23 protein-coding genes are annotated in these 25,675 nt (G+C 64.0%); 6 read left to right on the top strand and 17 right to left on the bottom strand.

The features are described 5' to 3' along the window. Position 1 precedes the first annotated feature (1 nt). The 4 genes from NFG57_RS10165 to NFG57_RS10150 all read right to left on the bottom strand — a co-directional run bounded on the left by NFG57_RS10165 (position 2) and on the right by NFG57_RS10150 (position 3,820). Entirely contained in the window at positions 2 to 661 is a 660-nt protein-coding gene (locus NFG57_RS10165) for a molecular chaperone TorD family protein (RefSeq protein ID WP_045992211.1), read from the bottom strand. Beyond that, positions 658 to 2,460, bottom strand: coding sequence for a 4Fe-4S binding protein (locus NFG57_RS10160; protein WP_348816133.1), 1,803 nt, complete (start codon positions 2,458 to 2,460; stop codon positions 658 to 660). Before NFG57_RS10160 ends, NFG57_RS10165 begins: the two co-directional genes overlap by 4 nt. Positions 2,461 to 2,579: 119 nt before the next feature. Then, on the bottom strand, positions 2,580 to 3,392 hold the full coding sequence (locus NFG57_RS10155; protein WP_348816132.1) for a DUF3306 domain-containing protein: 813 nt from the start codon (positions 3,390 to 3,392) through the stop codon (positions 2,580 to 2,582). Further along, on the bottom strand, positions 3,389 to 3,820 hold the full coding sequence (locus NFG57_RS10150) for a DUF3305 domain-containing protein (protein WP_045992209.1): 432 nt from the start codon (positions 3,818 to 3,820) through the stop codon (positions 3,389 to 3,391). The genes NFG57_RS10155 and NFG57_RS10150 overlap by 4 nt, the downstream gene beginning before the upstream one ends. 236 nt (positions 3,821 to 4,056) lie before the next feature. On the opposite strand from NFG57_RS10150, the gene NFG57_RS10145 reads away from it, so the two are divergent. Beyond that, positions 4,057 to 4,914: a formate dehydrogenase accessory sulfurtransferase FdhD gene (locus tag NFG57_RS10145; RefSeq protein WP_348816131.1), complete on the top strand. Its 858-nt coding sequence runs from the start codon at positions 4,057 to 4,059 to the stop codon at positions 4,912 to 4,914. Between the two features lie 31 nt (positions 4,915 to 4,945). Here NFG57_RS10145 and NFG57_RS10140 read toward each other — a convergent pair whose 3' ends face one another. Continuing rightward, positions 4,946 to 5,578, bottom strand: a complete 633-nt coding sequence (locus tag NFG57_RS10140; RefSeq protein WP_045992207.1) for an XRE family transcriptional regulator — start codon at positions 5,576 to 5,578, stop codon at positions 4,946 to 4,948. 327 nt (positions 5,579 to 5,905) lie between these two features. Continuing rightward, positions 5,906 to 6,841 carry a histone deacetylase family protein gene (locus tag NFG57_RS10135; RefSeq protein ID WP_348816129.1) on the bottom strand — a complete coding sequence of 312 codons (936 nt, stop codon included), beginning with the start codon at positions 6,839 to 6,841 and terminating at the stop codon, positions 5,906 to 5,908. Between the two features lie 228 nt (positions 6,842 to 7,069). Here NFG57_RS10135 and NFG57_RS10130 point away from each other — a divergent pair, with 228 nt between their 5' ends. After that, positions 7,070 to 9,817 (top strand): bifunctional acetate--CoA ligase family protein/GNAT family N-acetyltransferase, encoded by a 2,748-nt coding sequence (locus tag NFG57_RS10130; RefSeq protein ID WP_348816128.1) that lies wholly within the window; start codon positions 7,070 to 7,072, stop codon positions 9,815 to 9,817. 78 nt (positions 9,818 to 9,895) lie between these two features. On the opposite strand, the gene pdxH is transcribed toward NFG57_RS10130, so the two are convergent. After that, complete coding sequence (gene pdxH / locus NFG57_RS10125; protein WP_348816127.1) at positions 9,896 to 10,537, bottom strand: pyridoxamine 5'-phosphate oxidase; 642 nt, start codon at positions 10,535 to 10,537, stop codon at positions 9,896 to 9,898. 264 nt (positions 10,538 to 10,801) lie between these two features. On the opposite strand from pdxH, the gene NFG57_RS10120 reads away from it, so the two are divergent. After that, positions 10,802 to 11,617 carry a cytochrome b/b6 domain-containing protein gene (locus NFG57_RS10120; RefSeq protein ID WP_348816126.1) on the top strand — a complete coding sequence of 272 codons (816 nt, stop codon included), beginning with the start codon at positions 10,802 to 10,804 and terminating at the stop codon, positions 11,615 to 11,617. Between the two features lie 12 nt (positions 11,618 to 11,629). Here the strand turns inward: NFG57_RS10120 and NFG57_RS10115 are convergent, their stop codons facing one another. From NFG57_RS10115 to NFG57_RS10095, 5 genes are all read right to left on the bottom strand, one after another. Further along, positions 11,630 to 12,118: a cytochrome c gene (locus NFG57_RS10115; RefSeq protein WP_045992202.1), complete on the bottom strand. Its 489-nt coding sequence runs from the start codon at positions 12,116 to 12,118 to the stop codon at positions 11,630 to 11,632. A gap of 131 nt (positions 12,119 to 12,249) precedes the next feature. Further along, positions 12,250 to 12,654, bottom strand: coding sequence for a DUF2069 domain-containing protein (locus tag NFG57_RS10110; protein WP_045992201.1), 405 nt, complete (start codon positions 12,652 to 12,654; stop codon positions 12,250 to 12,252). Continuing rightward, positions 12,651 to 13,271 carry an NAD(P)H:quinone oxidoreductase gene (wrbA, locus tag NFG57_RS10105; protein ID WP_045992200.1) on the bottom strand — a complete coding sequence of 207 codons (621 nt, stop codon included), beginning with the start codon at positions 13,269 to 13,271 and terminating at the stop codon, positions 12,651 to 12,653. The genes NFG57_RS10110 and wrbA overlap by 4 nt, the downstream gene beginning before the upstream one ends. Before the next feature lie 71 nt (positions 13,272 to 13,342). Next, a complete protein-coding gene (locus tag NFG57_RS10100) occupies positions 13,343 to 13,693 on the bottom strand; it encodes an arsenate reductase family protein (RefSeq protein ID WP_108133412.1) in 351 nt (116 codons plus the stop codon). An 81-nt stretch (positions 13,694 to 13,774) separates the two neighbouring features. After that, entirely contained in the window at positions 13,775 to 14,206 is a 432-nt protein-coding gene (locus NFG57_RS10095) for a gamma-glutamylcyclotransferase family protein (RefSeq protein WP_348816125.1), read from the bottom strand. A 168-nt stretch (positions 14,207 to 14,374) separates the two neighbouring features. Between NFG57_RS10095 and smrA the strand changes: the two genes are divergently transcribed. Together smrA and NFG57_RS10085 are read left to right on the top strand one after the other, a co-directional pair. Beyond that, positions 14,375 to 14,992 carry a DNA endonuclease SmrA gene (smrA, locus tag NFG57_RS10090; RefSeq protein ID WP_124804749.1) on the top strand — a complete coding sequence of 206 codons (618 nt, stop codon included), beginning with the start codon at positions 14,375 to 14,377 and terminating at the stop codon, positions 14,990 to 14,992. A 245-nt stretch (positions 14,993 to 15,237) separates the two neighbouring features. Further along, positions 15,238 to 15,684, top strand: a complete 447-nt coding sequence (locus NFG57_RS10085) for a hypothetical protein (protein WP_348816123.1) — start codon at positions 15,238 to 15,240, stop codon at positions 15,682 to 15,684. A 57-nt stretch (positions 15,685 to 15,741) separates the two neighbouring features. Here the strand turns inward: NFG57_RS10085 and NFG57_RS10080 are convergent, their stop codons facing one another. The 5 genes from NFG57_RS10080 to metH all read right to left on the bottom strand — a co-directional run bounded on the left by NFG57_RS10080 (position 15,742) and on the right by metH (position 24,573). Beyond that, positions 15,742 to 16,575 (bottom strand): AraC family transcriptional regulator, encoded by an 834-nt coding sequence (locus NFG57_RS10080; protein WP_348816122.1) that lies wholly within the window; start codon positions 16,573 to 16,575, stop codon positions 15,742 to 15,744. Between the two features lie 553 nt (positions 16,576 to 17,128). Then, positions 17,129 to 17,671: a DUF934 domain-containing protein gene (locus NFG57_RS10075; protein WP_045992194.1), complete on the bottom strand. Its 543-nt coding sequence runs from the start codon at positions 17,669 to 17,671 to the stop codon at positions 17,129 to 17,131. Next, entirely contained in the window at positions 17,664 to 19,316 is a 1,653-nt protein-coding gene (locus NFG57_RS10070; RefSeq protein ID WP_045992193.1) for a nitrite/sulfite reductase, read from the bottom strand. The genes NFG57_RS10075 and NFG57_RS10070 overlap by 8 nt, the downstream gene beginning before the upstream one ends. Positions 19,317 to 19,456: 140 nt before the next feature. After that, a complete protein-coding gene (locus tag NFG57_RS10065; protein WP_181248657.1) occupies positions 19,457 to 20,872 on the bottom strand; it encodes an MATE family efflux transporter in 1,416 nt (471 codons plus the stop codon). Continuing rightward, a complete protein-coding gene (gene metH, locus NFG57_RS10060) occupies positions 20,872 to 24,573 on the bottom strand; it encodes a methionine synthase (RefSeq protein ID WP_348816121.1) in 3,702 nt (1,233 codons plus the stop codon). Before metH ends, NFG57_RS10065 begins: the two co-directional genes overlap by 1 nt. Before the next feature lie 320 nt (positions 24,574 to 24,893). On the opposite strand from metH, the gene nfuA reads away from it, so the two are divergent. Next, positions 24,894 to 25,484: a Fe-S biogenesis protein NfuA gene (gene nfuA / locus NFG57_RS10055; protein WP_045992189.1), complete on the top strand. Its 591-nt coding sequence runs from the start codon at positions 24,894 to 24,896 to the stop codon at positions 25,482 to 25,484. The last annotated feature ends 191 nt before the right edge of the window (positions 25,485 to 25,675 follow it).

The following is a 25,675-nucleotide window of genomic DNA, read 5'->3' as shown; positions in this document are numbered from 1 at the left end:
CTCATTCTCCTGCTCCAAGGGCCTGGCCTCGGTCCTCGTGGACGCTGGTGCCGGGCACAGGGGTTCCAAGGGTAGTGTTGTCGATCAGGATGGCGCTCTCGCGCTGGAAAAACAGCGTCGCCAGTTCACCCAGCGCCGCATAGAAGGGGGTGTCGACCCGGGCAAGATCGTGCATGCAGCGGTTGGCCCAGGGTGCCAGGTGGCGATGGAAGAAGCTGCCGGCTCGCTGATCGTTCTGGCCGATCAGCATCGCCATGACCTCGCACATTGCCGCCAGATGATCTTCCGGCTCCGAGACGTCGGCAGAGCGCTGGATGCCCAGCGTCTTGAGATCCCGTCGAAGTGCGACCAGTGATGCTTCCATCAGGCCGCCTTCGCGGTAGTAGGAGGCGTAGGGCAGCACGTCGCCCTGGATGACCCCGATCAGATGACGAAAGTGGGCACGCTCCAGGCGTTCGACGTCGCTGTCGGCAGCAGCAGCGGCCAGCCGGCTCCAGGCCTGGCTCAGACGAATGTCGTCCGGCTCTCCCTCGAGGCCGGCAAGCCACTGGCGAAGGGCTTCGCTGGGGGGCTCGCGCAGCAGTGCCGCCAGCAGGGCGTAGATGTCGGCCCTCAGATCGGCTTCTTCGGTGCGGGAGTCAGGAATGTCGTGCGTGGTCATAGCTTGAGCTGGGCCTCCGGATTGGTCGCCATCTTGTGCCATACGTCCTTGACCCGGCAGTCCTGACACATTTCCAGCCGACGTGCCTGGTCACCACTGAAGTACGCATGGTTGGCCAGCTTCTGCTGGATGGCGGCGATGGTGCGGGCGTTGGCGAAGGCGCTGCCACAGACGATGCAGTGAAAGGGTGCGTCTTCGTGGCACACTCGCCACTGGCTGCGTTCCGCGCTGGCGAGGAAGCCGGGAGACAGGCGGATGGCGGATTCTGGACAGCTCTTGCTGCACAGGCCGCACTGGACGCAGTCTGCTTCGCGAAAGTCGAGGCGCGGGGTGTCGCCTCCGGCGCCGAGCGCGCCGGTCGGGCAGCTGGCAACACAGCCCATGCACAGAGTGCAGGCATCGGCATTGACCTCGATGCCCCCGAATGGGCTGCCCGGAGGCATCGGGTGCCGCTCGCCGTCCACATGGCCAGTGGTGGCCAGATGGTCCAGTACCAGGGTGAGACGCTCGCGCTTGCCCGGCGCTTCTGCGCCATCTGTTGCCCCTGTATTGCCGGTTCGCCCGCCGGCCATTTGTACCGTGGCCGACGGCGTGTCCTTGTCGCTCCCGAACGCTTGAGCCTGTTCCAGGGAGCGCAGCTGGGGCGTCAGACCCGCATGGCGAGGCAGGGCGAGCGAGCTTTCCTGCTCCTCGTCGCTGAACCACTGCAGTCGGCCGGGATCATGCCCCAGCGCCTCGAGGATCGCTCTGCCCTGGGCCAGCTGATCCTCCAGGTGAGCGACCAGCCTGTCCGGCATGTCGGAGTAGGCCTGGATGCGCACTTCGCAGGCGCCGGCGGCAATGGCCGACAGCCAATGGTCGACGCCGGCAGAACCCAGATCTTCCAGCGCCACATCGATGACGTGGCCGGCCGCGTCGGGTTGCAGGTGCTGGGCGTGATCGGCCTGAACGAAGCGCAGCACCGCCGACTGGCCGCCGGCGGCGTGGTAGTGGTCGAGCCAGGCGAGCAGGGTGTCCTGCTGACGCAGGCTATGCGGTTGGCGGAATTCGATGGCCCCGGTGGGGCAGGCGCTGGTACAGCTACCGACCCCCTGACACAGGTAGGGATCGATCTCGATGCGGGCATCGATGCGTCCGGGGACGCTCTTGATGGCGTCGGCGGGACACACTTCCAGACAGCGGGTACAGCCACCGAAGCCACGAGTGGAGTGGGCGCAGCGATCGGCGTGGACCTCGAAGTAGCGGGGCTTTTCGAATTCACCGATATAGTCGCCGAGGCCGTCGATCAGTGTCGTGCGCGCTTCACCGGCGACCGGGGCATGAAAATAGCCGGGAGGTGGCAGTTCCAGGGGCAGGCGCGGTGTCGGTGTCAGATCCAGCACCAGGTCATGGTGTTCTCGGCCCAGCAGTGCCCGGGCAAGCTCGATGGGGCCCTCATGGCCGTCGAGCCAGGCGCTGAAGTGGCCAAGGTAGCCTTCCAGGTGCAGCCGTCCGAGTTGGGAGGCGAGTAGCGGCTGGAGCTGCACATCGGCAGCCTCGGCACGCTGCAACAGAGCATCATCCGGCACATCGGTCACCACCAGCGTGATACTGGCAAGCCCTTGTTCAAGCCCTCGTGCACGCTCCAGCACTTCCAGCAGGGACGCGCTGTCGCCAATCGCCAGTAGATGGCCATGGCTTTGGTAACCCACCGTTGCTGCGACGAGATTGAGCGGCCAGGAGACGGCGCCAAGGGCTCGCTCACGGGCCTGCCGGTTGACCTCGGTGTCCACCGGCACGGTTGCGATTTTCTGGTTCATGCTGACTCACGGTCGAAAACTTTGTGTTCGTTATGATTTTTTTCTTATGTGTCATCCCCAAGTGTGAGCGCTCTACATCAAATGCGCCAACACTCCTTGGTCGAAGGCGGTAAGCACCGCTATGACGAGGTGGGACCAGGCCCCTCGGGATCTTCCTCGCTGGCAGCCAGCGCCCGGCCAGCGGCTGGCGCTGCACGGCCTGCCTTGGCGGATGCGGAGGTGTGGCTGACACCTCGTTCGCCAGCTTGTGTCATGGCCTCCGACGTTGTGGCGTTGGCTTGCGACTGTGACTGTGACGGTGATGGCGTCGTGGTGGTATCGGCGACGTCCTCGTCGCTAGCGCCGTCTCCCTGATCGCTGTGCCCTGGCGGGGTGTCTGGCAGGGCGTCTGGCGGGGTGTCTGAAAGAGCGTCTGGCGTTTCGCCCGCTGAGTCGGCGACGCTATCTTCCGCGGTCTCCTCGTCATCGACGTTATCCCACCACCGGCGCAGGCGCTGGGCGGTCTCGCTGGGCAAGGGGGTCAGCTTGGCGCGAAAGTCATCATCATAGTCATCCAGCCCGTCGCGCAGGTTGTAGCGTTCACCGCGAAACAGCTGGCGCAGGGCGCGTTTCTTGAGCGCCCGGTCCACGCCCGAGGCGAGGTATGCCCGAATATCGCTGCCGGGCGCCAGCGACTCGGGAGGCGGTAGCTCGACGTCCGCATCAGAGGTCGTGTCCGCGGGTGGTGCGCCGTGGTGCTCATCGTGCTCGGGCGCGGCAGCGGTATCGACCTCGGAGTGGGACGATTCGGCATCGCTGCTGGCAATTGGGGCGGCGGGGGCTCCCTGCGTGTCGACAGCAGCATCACTGGCGGCGGTTGCGTCAGGGGGGGCGCCGTCGACAACCGACGGGTCCTTGAGCTTTCTGCGGGACCACTGTGACAGTCGACTCATGGGGTGTTCTCCCGGGCACGTCCGGCACCCTTGCGCTTTTTCTTGCGTCCCTCGATCGGCGCCTCGCCATGGGCCACCAGATAGGCCTCTATCCAGGCCTGGATCGCCAGTGGCATCTCTGTGGCGAGCACTCGGTGTTCTCCGTCCATCCAATTGGCCGCGACGTCCTGGCTGGCGGTGATGGCATCGATGTGGGGCTCTCCGTCGCTGTGTCCGGCGCGGATAAACAGACGTGGGGCCGCGGCCTGAAGGTTGAACCGATAAGCCGCCCGCTCGGTCAGACTGAGCACCAGCGTCACGACGCTGGGCCCCTGATCGCCAGGCTCCAGACGCTCGACTGCCCAGCTGCGCTGGCGAAAGCCCTTGATCACCTTGTCCTGTGGCGTGATCGTCACACTGAGTGGCCGGCGATTGGCTAGCCTCGTCATGGCGTAATGTCCTTGGCAATGGCAGGATGCGGTCAGTCATGCCGTCGAACCTGATCCGTGGTTCCGACTGCTTTTATCGGCCGACTCGTGTCAGCAAGTAGTATTAGCAAAGCAGTTTCCGCATCACGCCGTCAATTCGACGTTATCCGGCCACCTCAGCGCTTATTGTCCGATGGGAAGGTCTATCGGAAAGGTTTGTTGGGAATGTTTATCGGGAACGTTTATCGGGGATCGAGATGTCGACCATACAACGTAGTCACGCCCTGTTGCCGCCTACCATCGAGATCGACGTCGTCGATGAGTTCGGCGAGTCGCACCGTCAGGCTATCGCCGCGGAGCGCTCGCTGACGGTGTACCTCAACCGGCGGGAAATCGTCACCCTGATGTCGCTGGGAGCGGACCCGGAGGCGTTGGTGGTGGGCTATTTGCGCAATCAGGGGTTGATTACGCAGCGCGAAGACCTCGAGGCGGTGATGGTCGACTGGGAAGTCGAGGCTGCGGCGGTGGTCACTCGCCATTCGCCGGAGGATCTGGAGCAACGGCTAGGCCAGCGCACCGTTACCACCGGCTGCGGCCAGGGCACGGTATTCGGCCGCCTGCTCGATGCGGTGCCACAGACCCGGCTGTCCCAGGCCAGAGTGAGTCAGTCGGTGATCTATCGGCTGCTCGACAACCTGGGAGACTACAACGAGACCTACCGCAGCGCGGGGGCGGTCCATGGCTGTGCGTTATGTCGCCAGACCGTGGTGCTCGACTTTGTCGAAGACGTGGGCCGGCATAATGCGGTGGACACCCTGGCTGGCCGAGAGTGGCTCGACGACCTGCCGCTCGGCCAGGCGGACATCTTCTATACCACCGGACGGCTGACGTCTGAGATGGTGCTCAAGGTGGCCCAGATGGGTATCTCGGTGCTGGTGTCGCGCTCAGGCGTTACCCAGAAGGGCGTGGAGCTGGCCCGGCGCTTCGGCGTGCTGCTGATCGCTCGGGCCAAGGGGCGCAGGCTCCAGATTGTCCATGGGCGCGAGCGTTTCGACTTCGACGCACAGCCGGCCCGGCGTCCCGGAGATATCAAGCGCCGGCAGACGAAAGACTAGGCGTGATCGGAGGCTTTCCAGACGTTGTCGCTCAGGTGTTCTCGCGACGGGTGCAGACCGACAGTACGGTGGCGTCCTCTTCACTCACCGAAACCAGCGCGTGACCCATGTCGCTGTCGAAGTAGATGCTGTCGCCTGCAACCAGGCGCAGCGGCTCGTAGAATTCCGAGTACAGCAGAATCTCGCCGTCCAGCACCATCAGGAATTCCTCGCCATCATGGCGCACCCACTCGGAAAATTCCTCGAAGTGTCTGGCGCGCACGATGGTCTTGAACGGGATCATGCGCTTTTGCGCCAGCTCACAGCTGAGCAGCTCGTGTTCGTAGGTTGGGGTAGGGTGGCGCTGGCCTTCGCCGCGGCGCGTCATGTCTCGCCTGCCCATGGTGCGAGTCTGCTGCCTGGGCGGTGACAGCAGTTGGGGCAGGTCGATGTCGAGGCCGCCGATCAGCTTCTGCACGGCGGTAAAGGTCGGCGAGATCTGATCGTTCTCGATCTTCGACAGGGTCGAGCGCGCGAGACCGGTCTTCTGGCTGACGTCCTCCAGGGTCCACTGGTTGGCCAGACGAATCTCCTTGAGTCGCTCCCCCAGACGAAGGGGTTCGACGAAGGCCTTGCGGCCGGAGGCGATCTTGAGTGCCGCCTCCTGATCGGTGTGTTGCGCCATGTCGTGTTCACAATAGGAAACCAGGTTTCCTCTAGGCTACCACAGCGTCGCCACTCCCTGCCTGTGTCTCGGCGGGCATTCGACCCGGGTTTTCTATCTGGACTATTTGCCCCGGCCTGCTACTGGAGTTTGCTGACAGCCTGGCGGCCGAGTCCACCATGAGGCAGTTCGGCGCGTCGATATTTCCCGGACATGTTTCCCGGCATCGGGAAACACAGGCCGATGGCAGGGGCAGGGCAAAGCAAGGACAAGGCAAAGCAAGGGCAAGGGGGTGAGCCAAGCCACCAGGTGAAAGGCGATTCGCCATGACGGCTCCAGTCGCCGTCGTCAGGGCTGGTAGGCCAACCCCAGCAGGGCCCGCAGATGGGCTTCCACCGAACGTCCCAGCGCCGCCAGGTCATAGCCCCCTTCCAGCACCGAGACGACGCGGCCCTCGGCATGTCGCCGGGCAATATCGAGGATACCCTGGGTGATCCAGTGGTAGTCCTCGTCGGCGAGACACAACTCTGCCATGGGGTCGTCGCGATGGGCGTCGAAGCCCGCCGAGACCAGTATCAGCTCAGGGCCGAAGTCTTCAAGAGCGGGCCACCAGTCACGCTCGATGGCCGCGCGAAAACCAGCGCTTTCGGTGCCGGCGGGCAGCGGCGTGTGGACCACGTTGGGGTAAGGGGTATCCAGATAGCGCCAGGGGTAGAAGGGATACTGGAAGCTGGTGCAGACCATCACCTCGGGGTCATTCTTGAAGATGTCGATGGTGCCGTTGCACTGGTGGACATCGAAGTCGAGGATGGCGATGCGCCGCGCTCCGTGGACGGCGCGGGCGTGGGCCGCGCCGACGGCAACATTGTTGTAGAAGCAGAAGCCCATAGCCTCCTGGGCCTCGGCGTGGTGACCGGGAGGCCTGACCGCACAGAAGACATTGTCGGCCTGACCGCGGAACACCTGATCGACCCCCTTGACCACGGCGCCGGCGGCCAGACGTGCGGCCTGCAGGCTGTCGCTGTTCATCAGGGTATCGGCGTCGATCGAGGCGTGCCCCTCCTGGGGCGAAGTCTGCTCCAGCCGAGCGAGGTGCGCCTCGGGATGCACGCGCTGCAACTGCTCTTCAGTGGCCTCCCGAGCGTCTGCCTGCATCGCGTGTTGCAGCACGCCAGAGCGCATCAGTTGCGCCCTGATGGCATCGAGTCTCAAGGGACTCTCGGGATGATCCGGCCCCATGTCATGACGCTGGCAGTACGGGTGACTGAGAAAGGCTGTGATCATCGATATCTCCGACTGGTCTGGCGCCACCTTAGGAGTAATACGAACCCCGAGACAGTGGCAAATGGTCGAAGCGTGATGCCAAGGATGCCTTGTTCCTGGTCAAGCTAGCGCTGGACGTGGTTGTGGGGTAGCGCCACACTCCGGCACTATTTCCATAACGTTCAAGTGCGCAAGTGCGCACAATTCGCCGCCAGGGTGTCGGCTACCCGTCGCCTGAGGAGACCACCTGTGAGCACCCAGTTTCTTCGTCGCTTTTTCGATCCCGCCTCGATCTCCGTGGTGGGTGCCTCCGAGAAGCCAGAGTCCACGGGTGGGCAGGTCATTCGCAATCTGCTTGACGGCGGCTACGGCGGCAAGCTGTGGGCAGTCAACCCCAAGGGGTACGCCAGCGTCCACGGGGTCGAGTGCGTCGCTCGCACCTCACAACTTCCCGAGGTGGTGGACCTGGCGATCCTGTGTTCGCCGGTCTCGACCCTGCCGAAACTGTTGAGCCGGCTGGGTGAACGCGGGGTGCGCGCGGCCCTGGTACTGTCCGGTGGCAGTCAGCTCGAACAGGACGAAGGCGGCAAGTCGTCGATCCGCCAGCGCATGCTCGATGCGGCCCGGTCCTCCGGCATCCGGATACTGGGGCCGGAGTGCATGGGCTTGATCGTGCCGGGACGACGGCTCAATGCGTCCTACTCCAGTCATACGGTGCCCAGGGGCAAGGTGGCGTATCTGGGGCAGTCGGGCATGCTGGCCAACGCCATGATCGACTGGGCGGCCGGGCGCGGGATCGGCTTTTCTCACCTGCTGACGCTGGGGGAAAGCGTCGATGTCATGCTTCCCGACCTGATCGACTACATCAACCAGAACTCGCCCACCCAGGCGATCCTGTTGCACCTTGAGCGAGTGCACGACGCCCAGCACTTCATGACCGCCGTGCGTGATGCGTCGCGCAATCGGCTGGTACTGGCGATCAAGAGTGGCAGGACCAGCCAAGCCGACCTCAGCGGCCTGCCACCGACACCAGGCGTCACCCACCGTGATCGGGTTTTCGACGCGGCCTTCGCGCGGGCTGGCGTGGTAAGGGTCAACGATTCCGACGAGCTGTATGACGCACTGGAGACACTGTCACGGATGCGCCCACTCAAGGGCGACCGTCTGGCGATCGTCTCCAACGGGCTGGGACCGGCCATGCTGGCCATCGACAAGTTGATCAACGCCGGAGGTCGTCTGGCCGAATTTGAGGAGGCTACCCAGGCGTCGCTGCGCGAGCGAGACCTCGATATCAGCAAGCCCGGCGAAAACCCGGTGGATCTCGGGGGCTACGCCACCCCGGAACGCTTCGTGGCGGCGTTGGAGATCGTCGCCGCCGACCCCAATGTGGACGCCGTACTGGTGGTCCATGCTCCGACGCGTCTGGCGCCTTCCAAGGCGACCGCCGAGGCGCTGATCCGTGAACGCAAGCGCTTTCGGCGTAACTTGTTGACCAGCTGGATGGGCTTCGAACAGGCGATCGGCGCTCGTCACCTGTGTCACGAAGCGGGTGTGCCCACCTATCTGTCGCCGGAGAAGGCGGTGAAGGCCTTCATGCACATGGTCGACTATCAGCGGGTCCAGTCGTTATTGCAGCAGACGCCCCCGAGCCTGCCGTTTTCGACCTCGGCCGAGGTGCGAGAGCGCTGCCACCGGCTGATCGACGAGGTGCTCGCCGATGGTCGCGAGAGCCTGACCCATAGCGAGACCGCCCAGGTGCTCAAGGCCTACGGCCTGCCAGTGGCGGAGAGTCGCTATCCCGACGGTGCCCAGGCCGCCGAGGAGGCCGCCCGGGAGCTGACGGGCCCCTTCGCGATCAAGATCGTGCACGACGGCAACAGTCGGCCATTTCGTTACCGGCGACATCCTCACAAGCTGTCGGCGGGGCTGGTCCAGGATCTGGCCAGACCCGGCGACGTGGCCGAGGCGGTGGATCGCCTCAGCGAGAAGGTCTCCGAGAAATTTCCCGGCTTTCGCGTGCGAGAGTTCTGTCTCCAGCCCATGCAACGGGGCAAGCATTCGATGCAGCTGTGCGCAGGCATCACCCGGGACCCGGTCTTCGGACCACTGATTCTATTCGGCATCGGCGGCTACAAGGTCAATATTCTGGCGGATCGACAGGTCTCTCTGCCGCCCTTGAACATGACGCTGGCCGCGGACATGGTGTCTCGTACCCACGCCGCGCGGCTGATTCGTGAGCACTCGAGTGATCCAGAGCGCGATGAACAAAGGCTGTGCCAACTACTGGTGACCCTGTCGCAGATGGCCACCGACCTGCCTCGGCTGCGTGGTCTCGAGATCAACCCGCTGCTGCTCAATCGAGACGGCATGGTGGCGGTGGACTTCGCCATGGACCTCGGTTCTCCTGCGCGCTTCGCGATCATGCCCTATCCCGAAGAACTGAGGGAGTGGGTCAAGCTCAGAAACGGCTGGGACGTCGAGTTCAGGCCCATTCGGGCTGAAGATGCCCCGCTGATTACCGACTTCCACGGGCAGTTGTCCGAGGAGAGCATCCGCTTTCGCTACTTCCACAACAAGACCGATTTAAGCCAGGGCGATCTGTCGCGCCTGGCCCATATCAACTACGACCGACAGATGGCGTTTATCGCCGAGCGTCTTTGCGAAGACGGCAGCAAGGAGATGCTGGGGGTGGTTCGGGTCTGGAACGATCCCGACAATATCCGAACCGAGTTTTCGATCATCATCCGCGATGACCTTCAGGGGCTCGGTATCGGCAGTCGTCTGATGGAAAAGATGATCCGCTACTGCAAGGGGGTCGGCACCCTGGAGATGGTCGGCAAGATCATGATCGACAATCACCCCATGCGCGCACTGATGAAGCACCTCGGGTTCCGACAAAGCTTCAACATGGAGGAGCAGGTGGTGGACGCAGTGCTGCGCCTCAACGAGCCGGGCAACGATTGGCAGCGCCACCGCCTGGAACGGCCGATGGAGTAGCAGGTCGGTTCGATTCCAGGACCGCCGGCCTGGCCTCCCGCCTGTGCTTGCAAGGCGGGAGCCGGTCGAATGATTCGTTCAGGGTGCCAGCCGCACCACTTCCCAGTGGCCATCGCGGCGGCCGTAGCGAACCCGGTCATGCAGGCGACTGGGCTGTCCTTGCCAGAACTCGATCATTTCGGGGACGACGCGGTAGCCGCCCCAGTGCACCGGGCGCGGGATATCCTGGCCTTCGTAGGCCTTCTCGAAGCGCCGCTGGCGCTGCTCGATCCAGTCGCGATCGGGGATGACCACGCTCTGGGTGGCGATCCAGGCCCCGAGCTGGCTGCCGCGGGGACGGCTTGCAAAATACTCGTCCGACTCCTGCTCGGCGACCTGCTCGGTGCGTCCCTCGATGCGCACCTGGCGCGCCAGCTTGGGCCACCAGAAGGTCAGGGCCGCATGGGGGACGTTGGCCAGTTCGCTACCCTTGTGGCTGTGATAGTTGGTGTAGAAGACCATCCCGTTTTGATCGAACCCCTTGAGCAGCACCACCCGCGCGTGGGGCAGGCCCTGGCTATCCACGGTCGACAGGGTCATGGCATTGGCATCCTGGGGATCGGTATCCAGGGCCAGGGCGAACCACTCATCGAACATGGTGAAGGGATCGTTGGGAACCTGGCCTTCGTCCAGGCTGCCGCCTTCATAGTCACGTCGAATGTCCGCAATATCACGGGTCATCGGTATCTCCGGTGGAATCAGACAAAAAAAGGACGGCCACTAGGGGTACCGTCGTCCAATTGATAAATCATCGCACCTTGTGTCCGAGATGTCGCCCCGCGTCGCCGGGAACACCACCGTCATCGTCGCGAGTCATGATGAATGTCAGCTGCTACAGCTTTAGCAAGTACCGCTTTGGCAAGGCGCCACCACAGGGAGTGGCTATCTTGAGTATATCGTCACTGGCGCCAGGCGTTGTGCCTTTATCAGCGAGGGGGAGCGACCATGCCATCTATCGAGTCAACGTCAGCCGCCGAGCACAGGCCATCAGGGCGTAGCCGGCGTGTCTGGAGCCTAGTCATCCGGCTATTCCACTGGGGGCTGGTGGCCTGCGTTGTACTCTCATTCCTGACCATGAAGGTGGAGACCGACCTGTTCGACTTTCCGCAGAACGTGCACGCCAGGGCTGGGCTGATAGCGCTTGGGCTTGTGCTGTTTCGATGGGGGTGGGCGCTGGTCGGCGATCACCACGCGCGCATCGGCTCCTGGCTGCGCTCTCCCTCGGTAACGCTGGCCTATGCCAGAGACCTGATGAAGCGACGTGCCGATATCTTTGCCGGTCACAATCCGCTGGGGGGCTGGGCGGTGCTGGCGATGCTGACGAGCCTGACGATTCAGGCACTGACGGGGCTCTTTGTCACCGATGACATCTTCTTCGAGGCGCCGCTGCATACCCTGGTGCCAGCAGCAGTCAGCGACATGGCTCTGTGGATTCATCACCTCAACGCGAATGTGCTGCTGGCGCTGATCGTGCTTCACCTGGGGGCTCTGCTAGCCCATCGCTGCCTCGGCGAGCGACTGGTAGGCGCCATGTTCAGCGGCCGCAAGACGCTGCCGCGTGGTGCGCACTGGGCTGAGACGGACACAGAGACCCACCAACAACCAGAGCAACAGTCAGATCAAGAGTCAGATCACCAGCAAGGGCAAAGTGGAAGCAGCGGCAAAGGGGTAGAGCCTGGCCGCTCGGCCCTGATGGTGCGAGCGGCGCTGCTGGCCCTGTTCAGTACGGGGTGTGTGATGTGGCTGTGGGGGCGCTTGTGAAGCGGCGAAGGGTCACTCGGCGCGGAAGTTGTCGTGACACCCCTTGCAGGTATTGCCGACGGTGGCCACCTGCTTGAACAGCGCATCCTGGTCACCACCGTCGGCCATCTCGGCGAGTTTTGCGGTTTCCTCGATCAGGGTGTGGTAGCGCTGGTCGAAGTCTTCGTAGTCATCGGCGATGTCCGCCAGGGCATCGGTCTCGACGCCATGGTCGTCTCCCTGCAGTGAGCCCTTGACGAAACCTTCCCAGGGTAGCGGCGCCACGGCGGCGAGGCGACGCGCCTTCTCGAGAAACAGTTCGGCGTCGAAGTCGCGCTTGCCCTGGGCCATCGCGCCCAGCGGGCCGATCTGCCAGGCCATCACGCCCAGCGCGTCCTGACGGTATTCGATGGCGTCTTCGATCTCGACGCTGGCATCGGGGAGTTCCTCGGCGAGTGCACAGGCGCTGGCCAACGTTAGTCCAAGTCCGGTCACGAGGGCATGCAACGGGGTCACGGTCATTGTCCTTACTCCTTGCCTGGCGACATGGGCCGGGCGTTGTCGAGGATGGCGTCGCGAATGCAACGACATCCTCAAGATAGCAAGGAGAGCGGCTGCCGCCAGAAGGGCATGACGGTCGGCCTGAACAAGAGCTATGAATTGCCCTGGTGCTGTCGCATCTGACGAGAGCGAAAGCGTGCGTAGCCCATGCAGCCGGTAAACAGCACCAGCGCCACCAGTGCCTCTGCCACGCCACGCAGACCGAGTCCCGGCAGGGTGGCGATCATCACCCCCTGGGCGAAGTAGAGCAGACTGACGAAGGCCAGCCAGGCATGGCCCCGTGGACGGCGGGTCAGGATGGATGGCAGAAACAGCACAAGAGGCAGCACAAAGGCGATCATCGGGCCGAAACGATTGCCGTCGGCTTCCACCGCGATACCGCGGTACACCATCATTGCCAGCAGCAGGCCAAAGCCGACCAGCACCAGCTGGCGCGACTGTCGGGTCAGGCGGTCAAGCCCGCGGCGCTGTTCTACCCCCTCAAGCCAGGCTCTCATGAGGCCCCCTTGCGGGCGTCAGCCAGAGCGAGCGTCAGCCGCGCCAGGCGCGCGCCCTGGGCGAAGGCCAGCTCACGCTCGTGTTCATCCAGTGGGCGATCGCTGCGAACGCCTGCCAGGTGGCTGACGCCGTAGGGGGTGCCTCCGCCCTGGGTGCGGGTCAGGGCCGTCTCGCTGTAGGGCAGCCCGGCGTAGACCATGCCATGGTGGAGCAGCGGCATCAGCATCGTCACCAGCGTCGTCTCCTGGCCACCGTGCAGGCTCGAGGTAGAGGTGAAGGCGGTGGCGGGCTTGTCGATCAGCGCTCCTGACAGCCACAGCTCGCTGGTGCCGTCGAGAAAGTGCTTGAGAGGAGCCGCCATGTTGCCGAAGCGTGTGGGGCTGCCGAGCGCCAGGCCACTGGCGTTGCGAAGATCGTCGAGGTCAGCGTAGATAGCGCCTTCGGCGGGGATCTCCGGGTCCACCGCTTCACAGGTCGGCGACACCGGAGCCACGGTACGCAGGCGAGCATCGACGCCGGCGACAGACTCGACACCGGCGGCGATGCGCTCGGCCAGCGCCCGGGTGGCGCCCTGGCGGGAGTAGTAGAGGACCAGAACGTAGGGCAGATCCGACATGCACTTTCCTTATGGCAAGAGCCTATGGGTTGACGAAAGCCCGAGGCAACGGGCGAAGAGGCTGGCTGGCCTCAACTCTCCAGCAGTGACGTGATGGCCTCGGGCGGGCGGCCGATTACCGCTCGCTCGCCGTTGTCGAGAATCGGGCGCTGGAGGATTCGAGGATGGGCCAGGATGGCAGCCACCACCTGGGATTCATCCTCACGGTCGGCGCCCAGACTCTTCCATTCGGTCTCGTTGGCGCGCACCAGGTCGCTGAGCTTGCCGTCCAGCCGGGCGATCAGGCCACGCAATTCCTCACCGTCCAGGGGATCGTCGAGGTAGCGGCGGACCTGGACCTCGGCGCCGGCCTGCTCCAGCAGGGCAAGGGCTTCGCGGGACTTCGAACAGCGAGGATTATGCAATAGCGTGAGTGCGGCCATGACAGCTCCGGTCGAGTGGGAATCGGCAGCTATTGTAGATCGCCGGCGCGACCGGCCACAACGACGCGCCGCCAAGACAGGTCATTGCTCGAGAAGGCGATAGGCCCAGACCTCATCGCCGCGAGCGAGGGTTAGCCTGACGCGTTCATAGCGCACGCCCAGACGCTCGTAGCGGTCCAGTTCGGCCAGGGTCTCGCTATCCACCGCCAGTAGCTGTCCGGCCACCTGGTCGTCACGAGCGACCTCCAGGTCGAGCCCCTCTCGGCGATACCCCGGGAGCAGTGCGGGCGTCGACTCGAGTCTTTCTCCGGTCACCAGCCAGCGCACCCATGGGGAGCGCAGGGTGCCGTAGACAAAGACTGGGTGGGGGCCGTCAGCGGACTGCTCCATGGCGGCCGGAGGTGTATAGCCATAGGGGCTCTGGTAGGTGTACCAGAACCAGCCATAAAGGCCGATGATCAGTGCGCCAACAAGACAGAGCAGGCGGGCAAGCCAGAGCGTCAGGGTGTTCATGGGGACCAGTGACAAATGAGCGGTGTGTGCCGGAAATCGAAAGGTGGCGTGTCTCGCTTGACTAGCCTCTCACCAGGCGGCCGGCTTGTCGAACCGAGGTTTCCCTCTATCGGCGGCGGTCCCGGCCTTGCTAGGATAAAGATTCCCGCCAAGACGAGGAGGTGCCCCATGAGCGAATTTCTCCGCGCCGAGTCTTTTGATGGTGCCCATGATGATGTGGACTTCAAGGCCATGATGGGGGACGTCCAACCACTGCGCCAGGCCAACAATCGTGCCGATGCCGGCCGTCGCCGAGGCGCGCCAACCGAATCACAGATGGCCAGGCGCCGTCATGCCCTGAGTGGAGACGACGGGCTTGACGGTCTCAGTGACGACTTCGTCGACCTGGTGCCTCCCTTCGATCCGCTGGAATATCGCCGCGATGGCATTCAGACCGGGGTGGTCGAGCGCCTGCGGCAGGGCGGGTATCCGGTGCAGGCCAGTCTTCACCTGCTGCGGCGCCCGTTGCATGAATGCCGGGGGAGTCTGCCCCAGTTCATCCGCGACGCCTACGCGGCCGATCTGCGCTCGGTGTTGATCGTCCATGGACGCAGCCGCGAGATCGATGGCGCCGCCAATGTGCTGCGCTCCTGTCTGGCCAAGTGGCTACCCGCCCTCGACGAGGTCCAGGCGTTCGTGTCTGCTCAGGAGGCTGACGGTGGACTCGGCGCCACCTGGGTGATGCTCAGGAAGAGCGAGCGTGCCCGCGCGGCGAACCGTGAACGCCAGCAGAAGCGTCGCGGATAGACCTGGCGAAGCCTGTTGCGGCTTCCCGGCGGCTTTCCTGCATCGATCCTCTTGTTACTTCCTTTCCACCCGGCGCCATCCTGCAGATGGCGCCGTATCGCTTGCGTGGCCTCGCCAAGGACGCCATCGAGACAATCGGCATCAAGTTGGAACAGTCTGCACTGGCTGCCGCGACTAGGGTTCCTATAGCGCGATAGTGGCAAGCAATGCGCTGGCAGGGTCACGGCAAGGTGGGGAGCGACTTGATGAGTCATCCACTGCCGGTGCAGTGGCCTTACGACGTCATTCAGTTGGCAGGGGGCTACATGATCATCGCGGAACTTCACGACCACTGGCAGTGGTTCAAGCATCACTCGATACCTACCTTGGGGCACCGCTACTGGCACTGCGATGAGCTGATGCCATTGCTGCGCCGGCTGGACCGGGCGAACCGGCGGATTCAGGACTTCGGCCCGGTATTCACCGACCATGACCAGCAAAAGCTGGATCATCTGCGTGATCGCGCCATGGCACTAGTCGAGCAGGCGAGTGAAACGGCGACAAGGTGTCAGCAGCGGCTGGCGCTGGGCGACCAGGGGAGCTCTCGACCGCTTGACGAGCAAGAGCGGGCCTTGCTGCTGTCTTTCTACACGCTTCACGTCATCGAGCCTCTGGAGGATGCCCGGGCCCATCTGCTCAAAGAGCTTGGCTAGTCGACCTCTGGCATCGGGGGCGGAGACGACAGACAAGGACGTTGATGTCGCCAGACATCAGGGCAGCAACTGACGCTCGCACCACTCTCGGTGCCAGTCCTGGGGGCTGGCACCGTATTGACGCTTGAAGGCACGGGTGAAGCTGGCGGCGTTCAGGTAGCCGCAGTGGTACGAAAGCTGATCGATGCTGGGCGGATGGCGGGTCTTGAGTCTGGCCCTTGCCTGTTCCAGCCGGGTGCGCCTGAGCGTCTCGGCCACGCTCTCTGGGTGGTCGCTAAAGGCGCGGTAGAGCCCGGCACGGGAGCAGCCCAAGGCGTGAGCGATGCTGTCGACGTTCAACCGAGGCTCACCGGCGTGCAGTTCGATATAACGACAGGCGGCATTCATCAGGCTTTCGCGCTGGGTCGCCTCCCACTCGAGCGACAGCGGCCCTTTCAACTGCGCCAGCGCTACCAGGCTCATGTCGCGAGCGGTATCCAGTGCGCAGGCCAAGTCCTCGCCGGCGAGGGCCTCTTGCTCCTTGATGACGCCAAGCAGATGGGTCGTGAGCAACCGGGTCATGGCGTTGTCGGGAAGGCTGAAGGGGCTCGACTCGGCCCGCGTCAGCGCATCAGGCGCACTGGCCTTGACCTGGGGCCGGGGAATCATCAGGTACAGCATCGAGTGCTGCATGGCGAGGCTGGACAGGGGCTGGAGGCTATCCAGTACCACCAGACCACTCTGGCTGGTGACACGATGTCGCTGGCCGTCGGCTTGCTGTAGGCGTGCTTCCCCCGCGAGCGTCAGGCTGACCAGCACAAAGTCGCTGTTGTCCTGGGCAAAGTGAGCAGCGGTGTCGTCGTTGGTACACCAGCCAAGGACGGCACCACCAGCGCTTGAAGCACTGATCACGCAGGCTCGATAGTCGTCAGCGCGCCGGCCTTGGGGAAGCTCGAGCTGTATGTCGGAATGCAGGCTGCGCCAATAGTCGAAGCGCAACTCGGGTGCTACCGACATTGTCGAATAGCGCTGAAAGGCCGCCAGGGGGGATGGCGCTTCGCTGGACATAAGGAGCCTGAACAAGTTCTGGGGTGCGTGATCATCATCTGTTGCGCGTTCGAGCAGCGGCGCTTGTTCAGCATAGATCACTACGCCAACTGGTTCGGCGGCCAGTGGCGAGCTACCTCCAATGCCTGAGAAAAAGATGAGATTGGCTCGTCTTTCAGGATCGCTGGCTTACATATTGTGCATGGATGGGCATGGGCTGACATGAAACGCGGCGCATCGATATCCCATCTGCTGGTGCCCCTTCCACCAAACACGACAATGCCGCGATTCCTGCTGGCGCCAGCCTGTCACCACTGGGGCGACGGCGCCGGAGATCGCGGCATTGTTGATGGTGATGCTTCCTGCTTGCCTGGCAGGAGGTCGGTCGAACCAGGCAAGCCGTCCAACCCGGATAGGGTCAGGCGACGGCGGTTTCGCGCTGGCGTTCACGCGCCTCGCGCTGACGGCGCAGGAACATCGGCTCCGGGTTGTCGACGGACACCTGGTAGTGGCGCGAGAACACCGTGAGCGAGGCCAGGGCGTCTTCCACGACCTGGTCTTCGCGCAGCGAAAAGGCGTCGAAGCCACAGCGTGCCATATAGGACAACTGGTCGATCAGCACGTCGCCCACGGCACGGATCTCGCCCTTGAAACCGTGACGCTCCCTGAGTACCCGGGCCAGCGAATAGCCGCGGCCGTCGGTAAACTTGGGAAAGTCGATGGCGATCAGCGGCGCGTCTCTGAGTGCGGCGACGGTGTCCTCATCGAGCTGGGTGTCGCTGGGTAGCCAGGGCGCCAGGTCGTCGCGACGCTCTGCGGCCAGCCAGACGTCCAGGCGGACGATGGTCATGGGCTTGACGGGGGTTGCACCCTCGTCATCGACGTCAGACTGGAGCACCCAGGCGTCTTCCACCAGGCGGCGTTCCTTGATCAGCGGGCGTTGCGGCGTCTGCTCAGGCATAAACGTGCTCCTTGAAGGGTTTCAGACCGATGCGGCGATAGGTGTCGATGAAGGTTTCGTCGGCTTCGCGGGCGCCAACATACACCTGCAGCACCTTGTCGATGACCTCCGGCACATCTTCGCGGAAGAAGGAGGGGCCGAGGATCTTGCCCAGCGAGGATTCGTTGCCCTGACTGCCGCCGAGGGAGATCTGGTAATACTCCTCGCCTTTCTTGTCCACGCCGAGAATGCCGATGTGGCCGACGTGGTGATGACCGCAGGCGTTCATGCAGCCGGAAATGTTGAGATCCAGCGGGCCAAGGTCGTAGAGGAAGTCGAGGCTGTCGAAGCGCTCCTGGATCGCCTGGGCCACCGGAATGGACTTGGCGTTGGCCAGGGCGCAGTAGTCGCCGCCGGGGCAGCAGATCAGGTCCGCCAGGGTGCCCACGGTGGGGTTGGCCAGGCGCAGCTCCTCGAGCTTGTGCCACAGTTCCTCGATACGGTCGACGGCCACGTCGGACAGCACCAGATTCTGCTCGTGGGTCACCCGCAGCTCGCCGAAGCTGTATTCATCGGCCAGGTCGGCGATCTGGGCCATCTGCTCGGAGGTGACGTCACCCGGCGAGTGACCACTGCGCTTGAGTGACAGGGTGACGGCCTTGTAGCCCGGCACCTTGTGGTCGGTGACGTTGTTGGTGACGAAGCGGGCGAAGGCCCGGTTGTCCCGACGCAACGCCTCGAAGGCCTCGATGGCGGCGTCATCCACCTTGCGACGGGGCGGATCGACGAAGTGCGCCGCCATGTCGTCGATGGCCTGCTGATTGAGGGTCTGGGCGCCGTCCTTGAGGTGGGCCCATTCTTCCTCGACGCGCCGCCGCATCTCGTCGATGCCGAGTGCCTTGGTCAGGATCTTGATGCGCGCCTTGAACTTGTTGTCGCGGCGACCGAACTGGTTGTAGACCCGCAACACTGCCTCGAGGTAGGTCAGCAGGTGCTGCCAGGGCAGGTCCTCGCAGATGGTCTCGCCGATCATCGGAGTACGGCCGAGACCACCACCGACCAGCACCTTCACGCGGACGTCGCCGGCGTCGTTGCGCCACAGACGCAGACCGATGTCGTGGACCTGAATGGCGGCACGATCCTCGGCGGCGCCGGTCACGGCGATCTTGAACTTGCGCGGCAGGTAGTAGAACTCCGGGTGGAAGGTCGACCACTGACGAATCAGCTCACACCAGGGACGCGGATCCACTTCTTCATCGGCGGCGATGCCGGCGAACTGGTCGGTGGTGGTGTTGCGGATATCGTTGCCGCTGGTCTGGATCGAGTGCATCTGCACGCTGGCGAGCTGTGCCAGCATTTCGGGCACGTCCTCGAGCTTCGGCCAGTTCAGCTGAAGATTGGTACGGGTGGTGAAGTGGCCGTAGCCGCGGTCATAGCGGGCGGCCAGCTCACCGAGCTTGCGCAGCTGGTAGGAGGCCAGCATGCCATAGGGGATGGCGATGCGAAGCATGGGCGCGTAACGCTGTACGTACAGACCGTTCTGCACCCGGATCGGGAGGAATTCTTCCTCGCTGATCTTGCCTTCGAGGTAGCGACGCATCTGGTCGCGGAACTGTGCGACGCGTTCGTCGACCAGGGTCTGATCATGGTTGTCGTAGCGATACATTCAGCGCTTTCCTGCAGCCAGGGAATGACGGGACGTTGCGGGTTACTCTACCTGCACGCCATTATGCTATAAAAGAATAAATAGTCATAGTTTGGGTGCAAAAGGTAATTAAAAGGTGTTGATAGGCGTCGTGCGGGGCGCTACACCTTCAGACTCTGCCAGCGGCGGCGTTGCCAGATCACCGCAAAGCACAGTGAGTTGAGCGCGCGGTAGCCTAGCTGACACCACCAGATGCCGGCCAGGCCGAAGCCTTCATGCACGCCGAACCACCAGGCCAGCGGCAGGAAGACCAGCCACTGACCGGTCAAGGTCAGCTGCATCACCGTACGGTTGGCGCCGGCGCCGAGCAATGCCTGGGTGAACACCAGGGCGGCGGCGTCGAGCACGATCATCAGCGCGGTCAGGCGCAGCGGATCGACGCCCAGGGCGATCAGTTCGGGGTCATGTAGAAACAGGCCCAGCACGGCTTCCGGCATCAACGCCATGGGCAGGGACAGGGCAGCGAGCAGCAACCAGGCCATGTGCACCACCTCCCAGCCCCAGCGGTGGGCCCTTTCCGGCGACTCGCGCCCCAGCGCCTCGCCGACCAGGCTCATCGCCGCCATGCCCAGGCCCACGCCGGGCAGAATCAGCAACAGCGATAAGTTGACCAGCACATGGCCCACCGCCACGCTGGCGGTGTCGACCTGACCGAGGATCCAGAACAGCACGGCGTAGCCGGCGGCGAACCAGAGCTGCTGAAAGGAGTGCGGCGTGGCCAGCTTCAGGGTGGTGGCCATGGTGCTGCCGCCGAGTCGCCAAGGCGAATGACACGGCCTGTGACGAGGGCCGCGATGGCCAGGCGTATGGCTCAACCAGGCCCAGATGGCGACACCGGCAAACAGCGACAGGCTGCTGCCGAGCCCGGCACCGCTGACGCCCATGGCGGGCAGGCCCCAGTAGCCGAAGATCAGGCCGATGCTGGCCAGCAGGTTGACCAGATGCATTACCAGCATGATCCGCAGGTACAGGCCGGTCTGCTGGATGCCGTTCCAGTAGCCTCGGTAGCAGAAGATCATCGCCACCGGCAGCAGCGCGATCAGACGCCAGCGAAAGTAGTCCACCGCCATCGACGTCACCCGCGGATCGTCGTTGAGCCAGGCCATGATCGGACCGGCCTGCCACAGACACAGAACCATCAACGGCAGGCCGATCATGACGGCCAGGGTAAGTCCCGCCGCCAGCGGCTCCCCGCGTGGATCGTGGCGCAGCTCAACGCCAAGGTCGGCGGCCGCCGAGGCAACGGGCGTCTGATGGCGTTCGCCATGGCGCCGCGCTACCTGGGCCTGAACCCCCGACGACAGCCCGAACAGGCAGGCGGTGACCATGAACATGGCGTAGCCGCCGATGCCGGCGGCGGCCAGCTCGGTCTCGCCGAGCCGGCCCACCAGGGCGGCATCGACCAGGTTCATCAGGCTCTGGCTCAACATGCCGGCCATGATCGGCAGCGCCAGGCGCAGGATCAGACGCCAGCGCGTCAGGTCGGGCAGCAGGGCCTGTTGTTGCAGGGAACGCATCAGGCGTCGTAGGACAGTACCGGCGACAGCCAGCGTTCCATGACGTCCAGCTCCATGCCCTTGCGACTGGCCAGGGCCTCGACCTGATCCCGGGTAATCTTGCCGGTGGCAAAGTACTTCGACTGCGGGTGGGAGAAGTACCAGCCGGACACCGCCGCCGCCGGCCACATGGCAAAGCTCTCGGTCAGTTCGAGTCCGGTGCTGGCCTCGGCGTCGAGCATGCGGAACAGCGTCGCCTTCTCGGTGTGGTCAGGGCAGGCGGGGTAGCCGGGGGCAGGGCGGATGCCCTGGTACTTCTCGGCAATCAACGCCTCGTTGTCGAGCTGTTCCTCGGGTACGTAGGCCCAGAACTCCTTGCGCACCCGCTCATGGATCAGTTCGGCGAAGGCCTCGGCCAGGCGATCGGCCAGCGCCTGCACCATGATGGCGTTGTAGTCGTCGCCCTTGGCCTTGTAGGCCGCAGACAGCCCCTCGACGCCGTGACCGGCGGTGACCGCGAAGCCACCGATCCAGTCCGGCTTGCCGCTGTCCTTCGGGGCAATGAAGTCGGCCAGGCTGTAGCAGACTCCCTCTCGGTTCTTGGTGGTCTGCTGGCGAATATGGTGCAGACGCTCGATCACCTCGCCGCGGGTCTCGTCTGAATAGACTTCGATGACGTCATCATCGACGCTGTTGGCGGGCCACAGGCCGATGACCCCGCGCGCCTGGATCAGGCGTTCGTCGATCAACTTGCGCAGCATCACCTGGGCCTCGTCGAACAGTTGGCGTGCGGCTTCGCCGACCACCTTGTCGTCGAGGATCTTCGGATACTTGCCGACCAGCTCCCAGCTCATGAAGAAGGGCGTCCAGTCGATACGATCGACCAGTTCGTTGAGGTCGTAGTCCTCGAACACCTTGAGACCGGTAAAGGTCGGCGCCGGCGGGGTATAGCCCTGCCAGTCCAGCGCCGGCTTGCGCGCCCGGGCATCGGCGTAGGACAGGTCAGCGGCCTTGGGGCGGCGCTTGGCGTTGCGCTCGCGGACCTTGACGTACTCTTCCCGGATCTCGTTGACGTAGGCCTCTTTCAGCCCCGGTGACAGCAGCTTGCCGGCCACGCCCACGGCACGTGAGGCGTCGGTCACATAGATCACCGGCTGCTCGTACTGGGGTTCGATCTTGACCGCGGTGTGCGCCTTGGAGGTGGTGGCGCCGCCGATCAGCAGCGGCAGCTCGAAGCCCTGGCGCTGCATCTCCTTGGCCACGTGGACCATCTCGTCAAGCGAGGGGGTGATCAGTCCCGACAGGCCGATGATGTCGGCGTTCTCTTCCCGGGCGGTCTTGAGGATCTTGTCGGCGGGCACCATCACGCCGAGGTCGATCACCTCGTAGTTGTTGCACTGGAGCACCACGCCGACGATGTTCTTGCCGATGTCGTGGACGTCTCCCTTGACCGTGGCCATGACGATCTTGCCCTTGGCCTGGGTGTCTTCGCTCTTTTCCGCCTCGATGTAGGGGATCAGGTAGGCCACCGCCTGCTTCATCACCCGCGCCGACTTGACCACCTGGGGCAGGAACATCTTGCCGGCACCGAACAGGTCGCCGACCACGTTCATGCCATCCATCAGCGGCCCCTCGATCACCTCGATGGGGCGGGTCGCGCGCTGGCGGGCCAGTTCGGTGTCATCCTCGATGTAGGCGGTGATGCCCTTGACCAGAGCATGCTCGATGCGCTTCTCGACCTCCCAGCTACGCCACTCGAGGTCCTCCTTCTTCTCACCGCCGGAGCCGTCGCCCTTGTACTTGTCGGCGATATCGAGCAGCCGCTCGGTGCTGTCATCACGGCGATTGAGCACCACATCCTCGACGGCTTCGCGCAGCTCTTCCGGGAGGTCGTCATAGACCGCCAGCTGGCCGGCGTTGACGATGCCCATGGTGAGCCCTGCGCGAATCGCGTGGTAGAGAAATACCGAGTGGATCGCCTCGCGCACTGGATTGTTGCCGCGAAACGAGAAGGACACGTTGGAGACGCCACCCGACACCATGGCGTGGGGCAGGTGTTCGCGAATCCAGCGGGTGGCCTCGATGAAGTCCACCGCGTAGTTGTTGTGCTCGTCGATGCCGGTGGCGATGGCAAAGATGTTGGGGTCGAAGATGATGTCTTCGGCGGGGAAGCCGATATCGTCCACCAGCACCCGGTAGGCGCGCTGGCAGATTTCGGTCTTGCGCGCGAAGGTGTCCGCCTGGCCGGACTCGTCGAACGCCATCACCACCACGGCAGCGCCATGACGGCGGCACTCGGTGGCCTGGTGGCGGAAGGCCTCTTCGCCTTCCTTGAGCGAGATCGAGTTGACCACCGCCTTGCCCTGGATGCACTTGAGGCCGGCCTCGATGATCTCCCACTTGGAGGAGTCGACCATGATCGGCACCCGAGCGATGTCCGGCTCACCGGCGATCAGATTGAGAAAGCGCACCATGGCTTCCTGGGACTCGAGCATCCCCTCGTCCATGTTGATGTCGATCACCTGGGCGCCGTTCTCGACCTGCTCGAGCGCCACCTCCAGGGCGGTGGTGTAGTCCTCTTCCTTGATCAGTCGCTTGAAGCGAGCAGAGCCTGTGACGTTGGTACGCTCACCGACGTTGACGAACAGCGAATCGTGCTCGATGTTGAACGGCTCAAGGCCGGACAGACGGCAGGCTCTGCTGCGGTCCGGAATCTGGCGCGGGGGCAGATCCTTGATCGCGCGGTGGATGGCGGCGATATGCTCGGGTGTGGAGCCACAGCAGCCACCGATGATGTTGACCAGGCCACTGCGCGCGAATTCGGCGACGATCTCGGCCATCTCCTCGGGGGTCTGGTCGTACTCGCCGAACTCGTTGGGCAGGCCCGCGTTGGGGTGAGCCGAGACGAAGGTGTCGGCCTTGGTCGACAGCTCCTCGACGTAGGGGCGCAGCTCCTCTGCGCCGAGGGCACAGTTGAGGCCCACGGTCAGCGGCTGGGCGTGGCGCACCGAATTCCAGAAGGCCTCGGTGGTCTGGCCCGACAGGGTGCGCCCGGAGGCGTCGGTAATGGTGCCCGAGATCATTACCGGCAGGCGCTCGCCGGTCTCGTCGAAGATCTCTTCGAGGGCGTAGATCGCCGCCTTGGCGTTCAGGGTGTCGAAGATGGTCTCGATCATGATCAGATCGGAGCCGCCTTCGATCAGTGCCAGGGCTGCCTCGCGGTAGTTGTCACGCAGGGCATCGAAGGTCACGTTGCGCTTGGCCGGGTCATTGACGTCCGGCGACAGCGAGGCGGTGCGCGAGGTAGGGCCAAGCACCCCGGCCACGTAGCGGGGCACCCCGGTCTCTTCGCCGACGTCGTCGCACACCTGGCGGGCCAGCCGAGCGGCTTCGCGATTGAGCTCCGGGACCAGCTCCTCCATGCCGTAGTCCGACTGGGACAGGCGGGTCGAGTTGAAGGTATTGGTCTCGAGGATGTCGGCACCGGCCAGCAGATAGTCGCGATGGATGCGCGCCACCAGGTCCGGGCAGGTCAGGGCCAGCAGATCGTTGTTGCCCTTGAGGTCCGACGGCCAGTCCTTGAAGCGCTCGCCGCGGAAGTCTTCCTCGCTCAAGGCCGCATTCTGCAACATCGTGCCCATGCCGCCATCCAGCATCAGAATGCGGTCTTTCAGGCTATCGATGAGGCGGGCTGTCTGAGGGGTCGGTGCTGCTACGGCCATGGGCGGGTGTGTCTCCAGCTAGACGCTTGTCAGGTCGACGAACGATAAAATTTTTATGGGCCAGCGCTTGTGTCCACGCGGCAGGACCCCCATGTGCATGCCGGAATACACGGCGATGTCTCGGGAGTCGGTCGAAGGGGCCATATGGTACCAAAGCACCGGGCCTGGCGGCAGGGGCAGCGTACCTGCGCAGGCGGAAACCAAAATCCGAGTAAAATACTCGGGATTGAGTCTGACGCAGGTGTCGCTTACCATGGTCCTGACCAAACCCGCGGGGCCACAGCGCCCGCTGTCAGGCGGGGCGAACTAGCGAGAGACCCATGAGCGAGAATATCCAGATCACCGACAGCGCACAGGACTACCTGGCGGAGCTGCTCGAGAAGCAGAACGTCGAAGGTATCGCGGTGCGGATCTTCATCACCCAGCCGGGCACGCCCTACGCCGAGACCTGCCTGGCGTACTGCCGGCCGGGCGAGGAAGAGCCCAGCGACGAGCGCCTGGAGCTTTCCAAGATCGCCGTCTATCTCGACGCCAACAGCATTCCGTTCCTGGAAGAGGCGGTGGTCGACTTCAACGCCGACCGCATGGGCGGCCAGCTGACCATCAAGGCGCCCAACGCCAAGATGCCCAAGGTCAACGCCGACAGCCCGCTCGAGGATCGCATCAACTACATCCTCTACAGCGAGATCAACCCGGGCCTGGCGGCCCACGGTGGCGAGATCAAGCTGATGCAGCTGACCGACGACCAGGTGGCGGTGCTGGCCTTCGGCGGCGGCTGTCAGGGCTGCGCCGCGGTGGACCTGACCCTCAAGGAAGGCGTCGAGAAGACGCTGATGGAGCGCATCCCGGAACTCGCCGGCATCCGCGACGTCACCGACCACACCGACACCACCAACGCCTACTACCGTTGACGTTCAACCGGACGACTGGCGCACTGAGGTTCCGCCCTCAGGATCAAAGGTGAATCAACAACGCCGCTCAAGAGAGCGGCGTTGTTGTGTTTGGGCAAACCAGTAAGGGTAGGGTGCGCGCGAGACTGGTTGGGGAGCGACAGGTGCGCCCGTCGACGCCGGTGTCCGCGATCAGCCATCCACCGACGTCA

The organism is Halomonas sp. H10-59, assembly GCF_040070555.1.
Taxonomy (GTDB): domain Bacteria; phylum Pseudomonadota; class Gammaproteobacteria; order Pseudomonadales; family Halomonadaceae; genus Halomonas; species Halomonas litopenaei.
This window is presented reverse-complemented; position numbering and strand designations above follow the sequence as displayed.

Bases quoted from the DNA above. Each gene is read 5' to 3' on its own strand.
- NFG57_RS10155 (WP_348816132.1), bottom strand. From the start codon at position 3,392: ATGAGTCGACTGTCACAGTGGTCCCGCAGAAAGCTCAAGGACCCGTCG.
- metH (WP_348816121.1), bottom strand. From the start codon at position 24,573: ATGGCCGTAGCAGCACCGACCCCTCAGACAGCCCGCCTCATCGATAGC.
- NFG57_RS10115 (WP_045992202.1), bottom strand. From the start codon at position 12,118: ATGACCGTGACCCCGTTGCATGCCCTCGTGACCGGACTTGGACTAACG.
- NFG57_RS10085 (WP_348816123.1), top strand. From the start codon at position 15,238: ATGAGTCATCCACTGCCGGTGCAGTGGCCTTACGACGTCATTCAGTTG.
- wrbA (WP_045992200.1), bottom strand. From the start codon at position 13,271: ATGTCGGATCTGCCCTACGTTCTGGTCCTCTACTACTCCCGCCAGGGC.
- NFG57_RS10075 (WP_045992194.1), bottom strand. From the start codon at position 17,671: ATGCCTGAGCAGACGCCGCAACGCCCGCTGATCAAGGAACGCCGCCTG.
- NFG57_RS10120 (WP_348816126.1), top strand. From the start codon at position 10,802: ATGCCATCTATCGAGTCAACGTCAGCCGCCGAGCACAGGCCATCAGGG.
- smrA (WP_124804749.1), top strand. From the start codon at position 14,375: ATGAGCGAATTTCTCCGCGCCGAGTCTTTTGATGGTGCCCATGATGAT.
- NFG57_RS10095 (WP_348816125.1), bottom strand. From the start codon at position 14,206: ATGAACACCCTGACGCTCTGGCTTGCCCGCCTGCTCTGTCTTGTTGGC.
- NFG57_RS10145 (WP_348816131.1), top strand. From the start codon at position 4,057: ATGTCGACCATACAACGTAGTCACGCCCTGTTGCCGCCTACCATCGAG.
- NFG57_RS10150 (WP_045992209.1), bottom strand. From the start codon at position 3,820: ATGACGAGGCTAGCCAATCGCCGGCCACTCAGTGTGACGATCACGCCA.
- NFG57_RS10160 (WP_348816133.1), bottom strand. From the start codon at position 2,460: ATGAACCAGAAAATCGCAACCGTGCCGGTGGACACCGAGGTCAACCGG.
- NFG57_RS10065 (WP_181248657.1), bottom strand. From the start codon at position 20,872: ATGCGTTCCCTGCAACAACAGGCCCTGCTGCCCGACCTGACGCGCTGG.
- NFG57_RS10165 (WP_045992211.1), bottom strand. From the start codon at position 661: ATGACCACGCACGACATTCCTGACTCCCGCACCGAAGAAGCCGATCTG.
- NFG57_RS10135 (WP_348816129.1), bottom strand. From the start codon at position 6,841: ATGATCACAGCCTTTCTCAGTCACCCGTACTGCCAGCGTCATGACATG.
- nfuA (WP_045992189.1), top strand. From the start codon at position 24,894: ATGAGCGAGAATATCCAGATCACCGACAGCGCACAGGACTACCTGGCG.
- NFG57_RS10110 (WP_045992201.1), bottom strand. From the start codon at position 12,654: ATGAGAGCCTGGCTTGAGGGGGTAGAACAGCGCCGCGGGCTTGACCGC.
- NFG57_RS10100 (WP_108133412.1), bottom strand. From the start codon at position 13,693: ATGGCCGCACTCACGCTATTGCATAATCCTCGCTGTTCGAAGTCCCGC.
- pdxH (WP_348816127.1), bottom strand. From the start codon at position 10,537: ATGACCCGTGATATTGCGGACATTCGACGTGACTATGAAGGCGGCAGC.
- NFG57_RS10140 (WP_045992207.1), bottom strand. From the start codon at position 5,578: ATGGCGCAACACACCGATCAGGAGGCGGCACTCAAGATCGCCTCCGGC.
- NFG57_RS10070 (WP_045992193.1), bottom strand. From the start codon at position 19,316: ATGTATCGCTACGACAACCATGATCAGACCCTGGTCGACGAACGCGTC.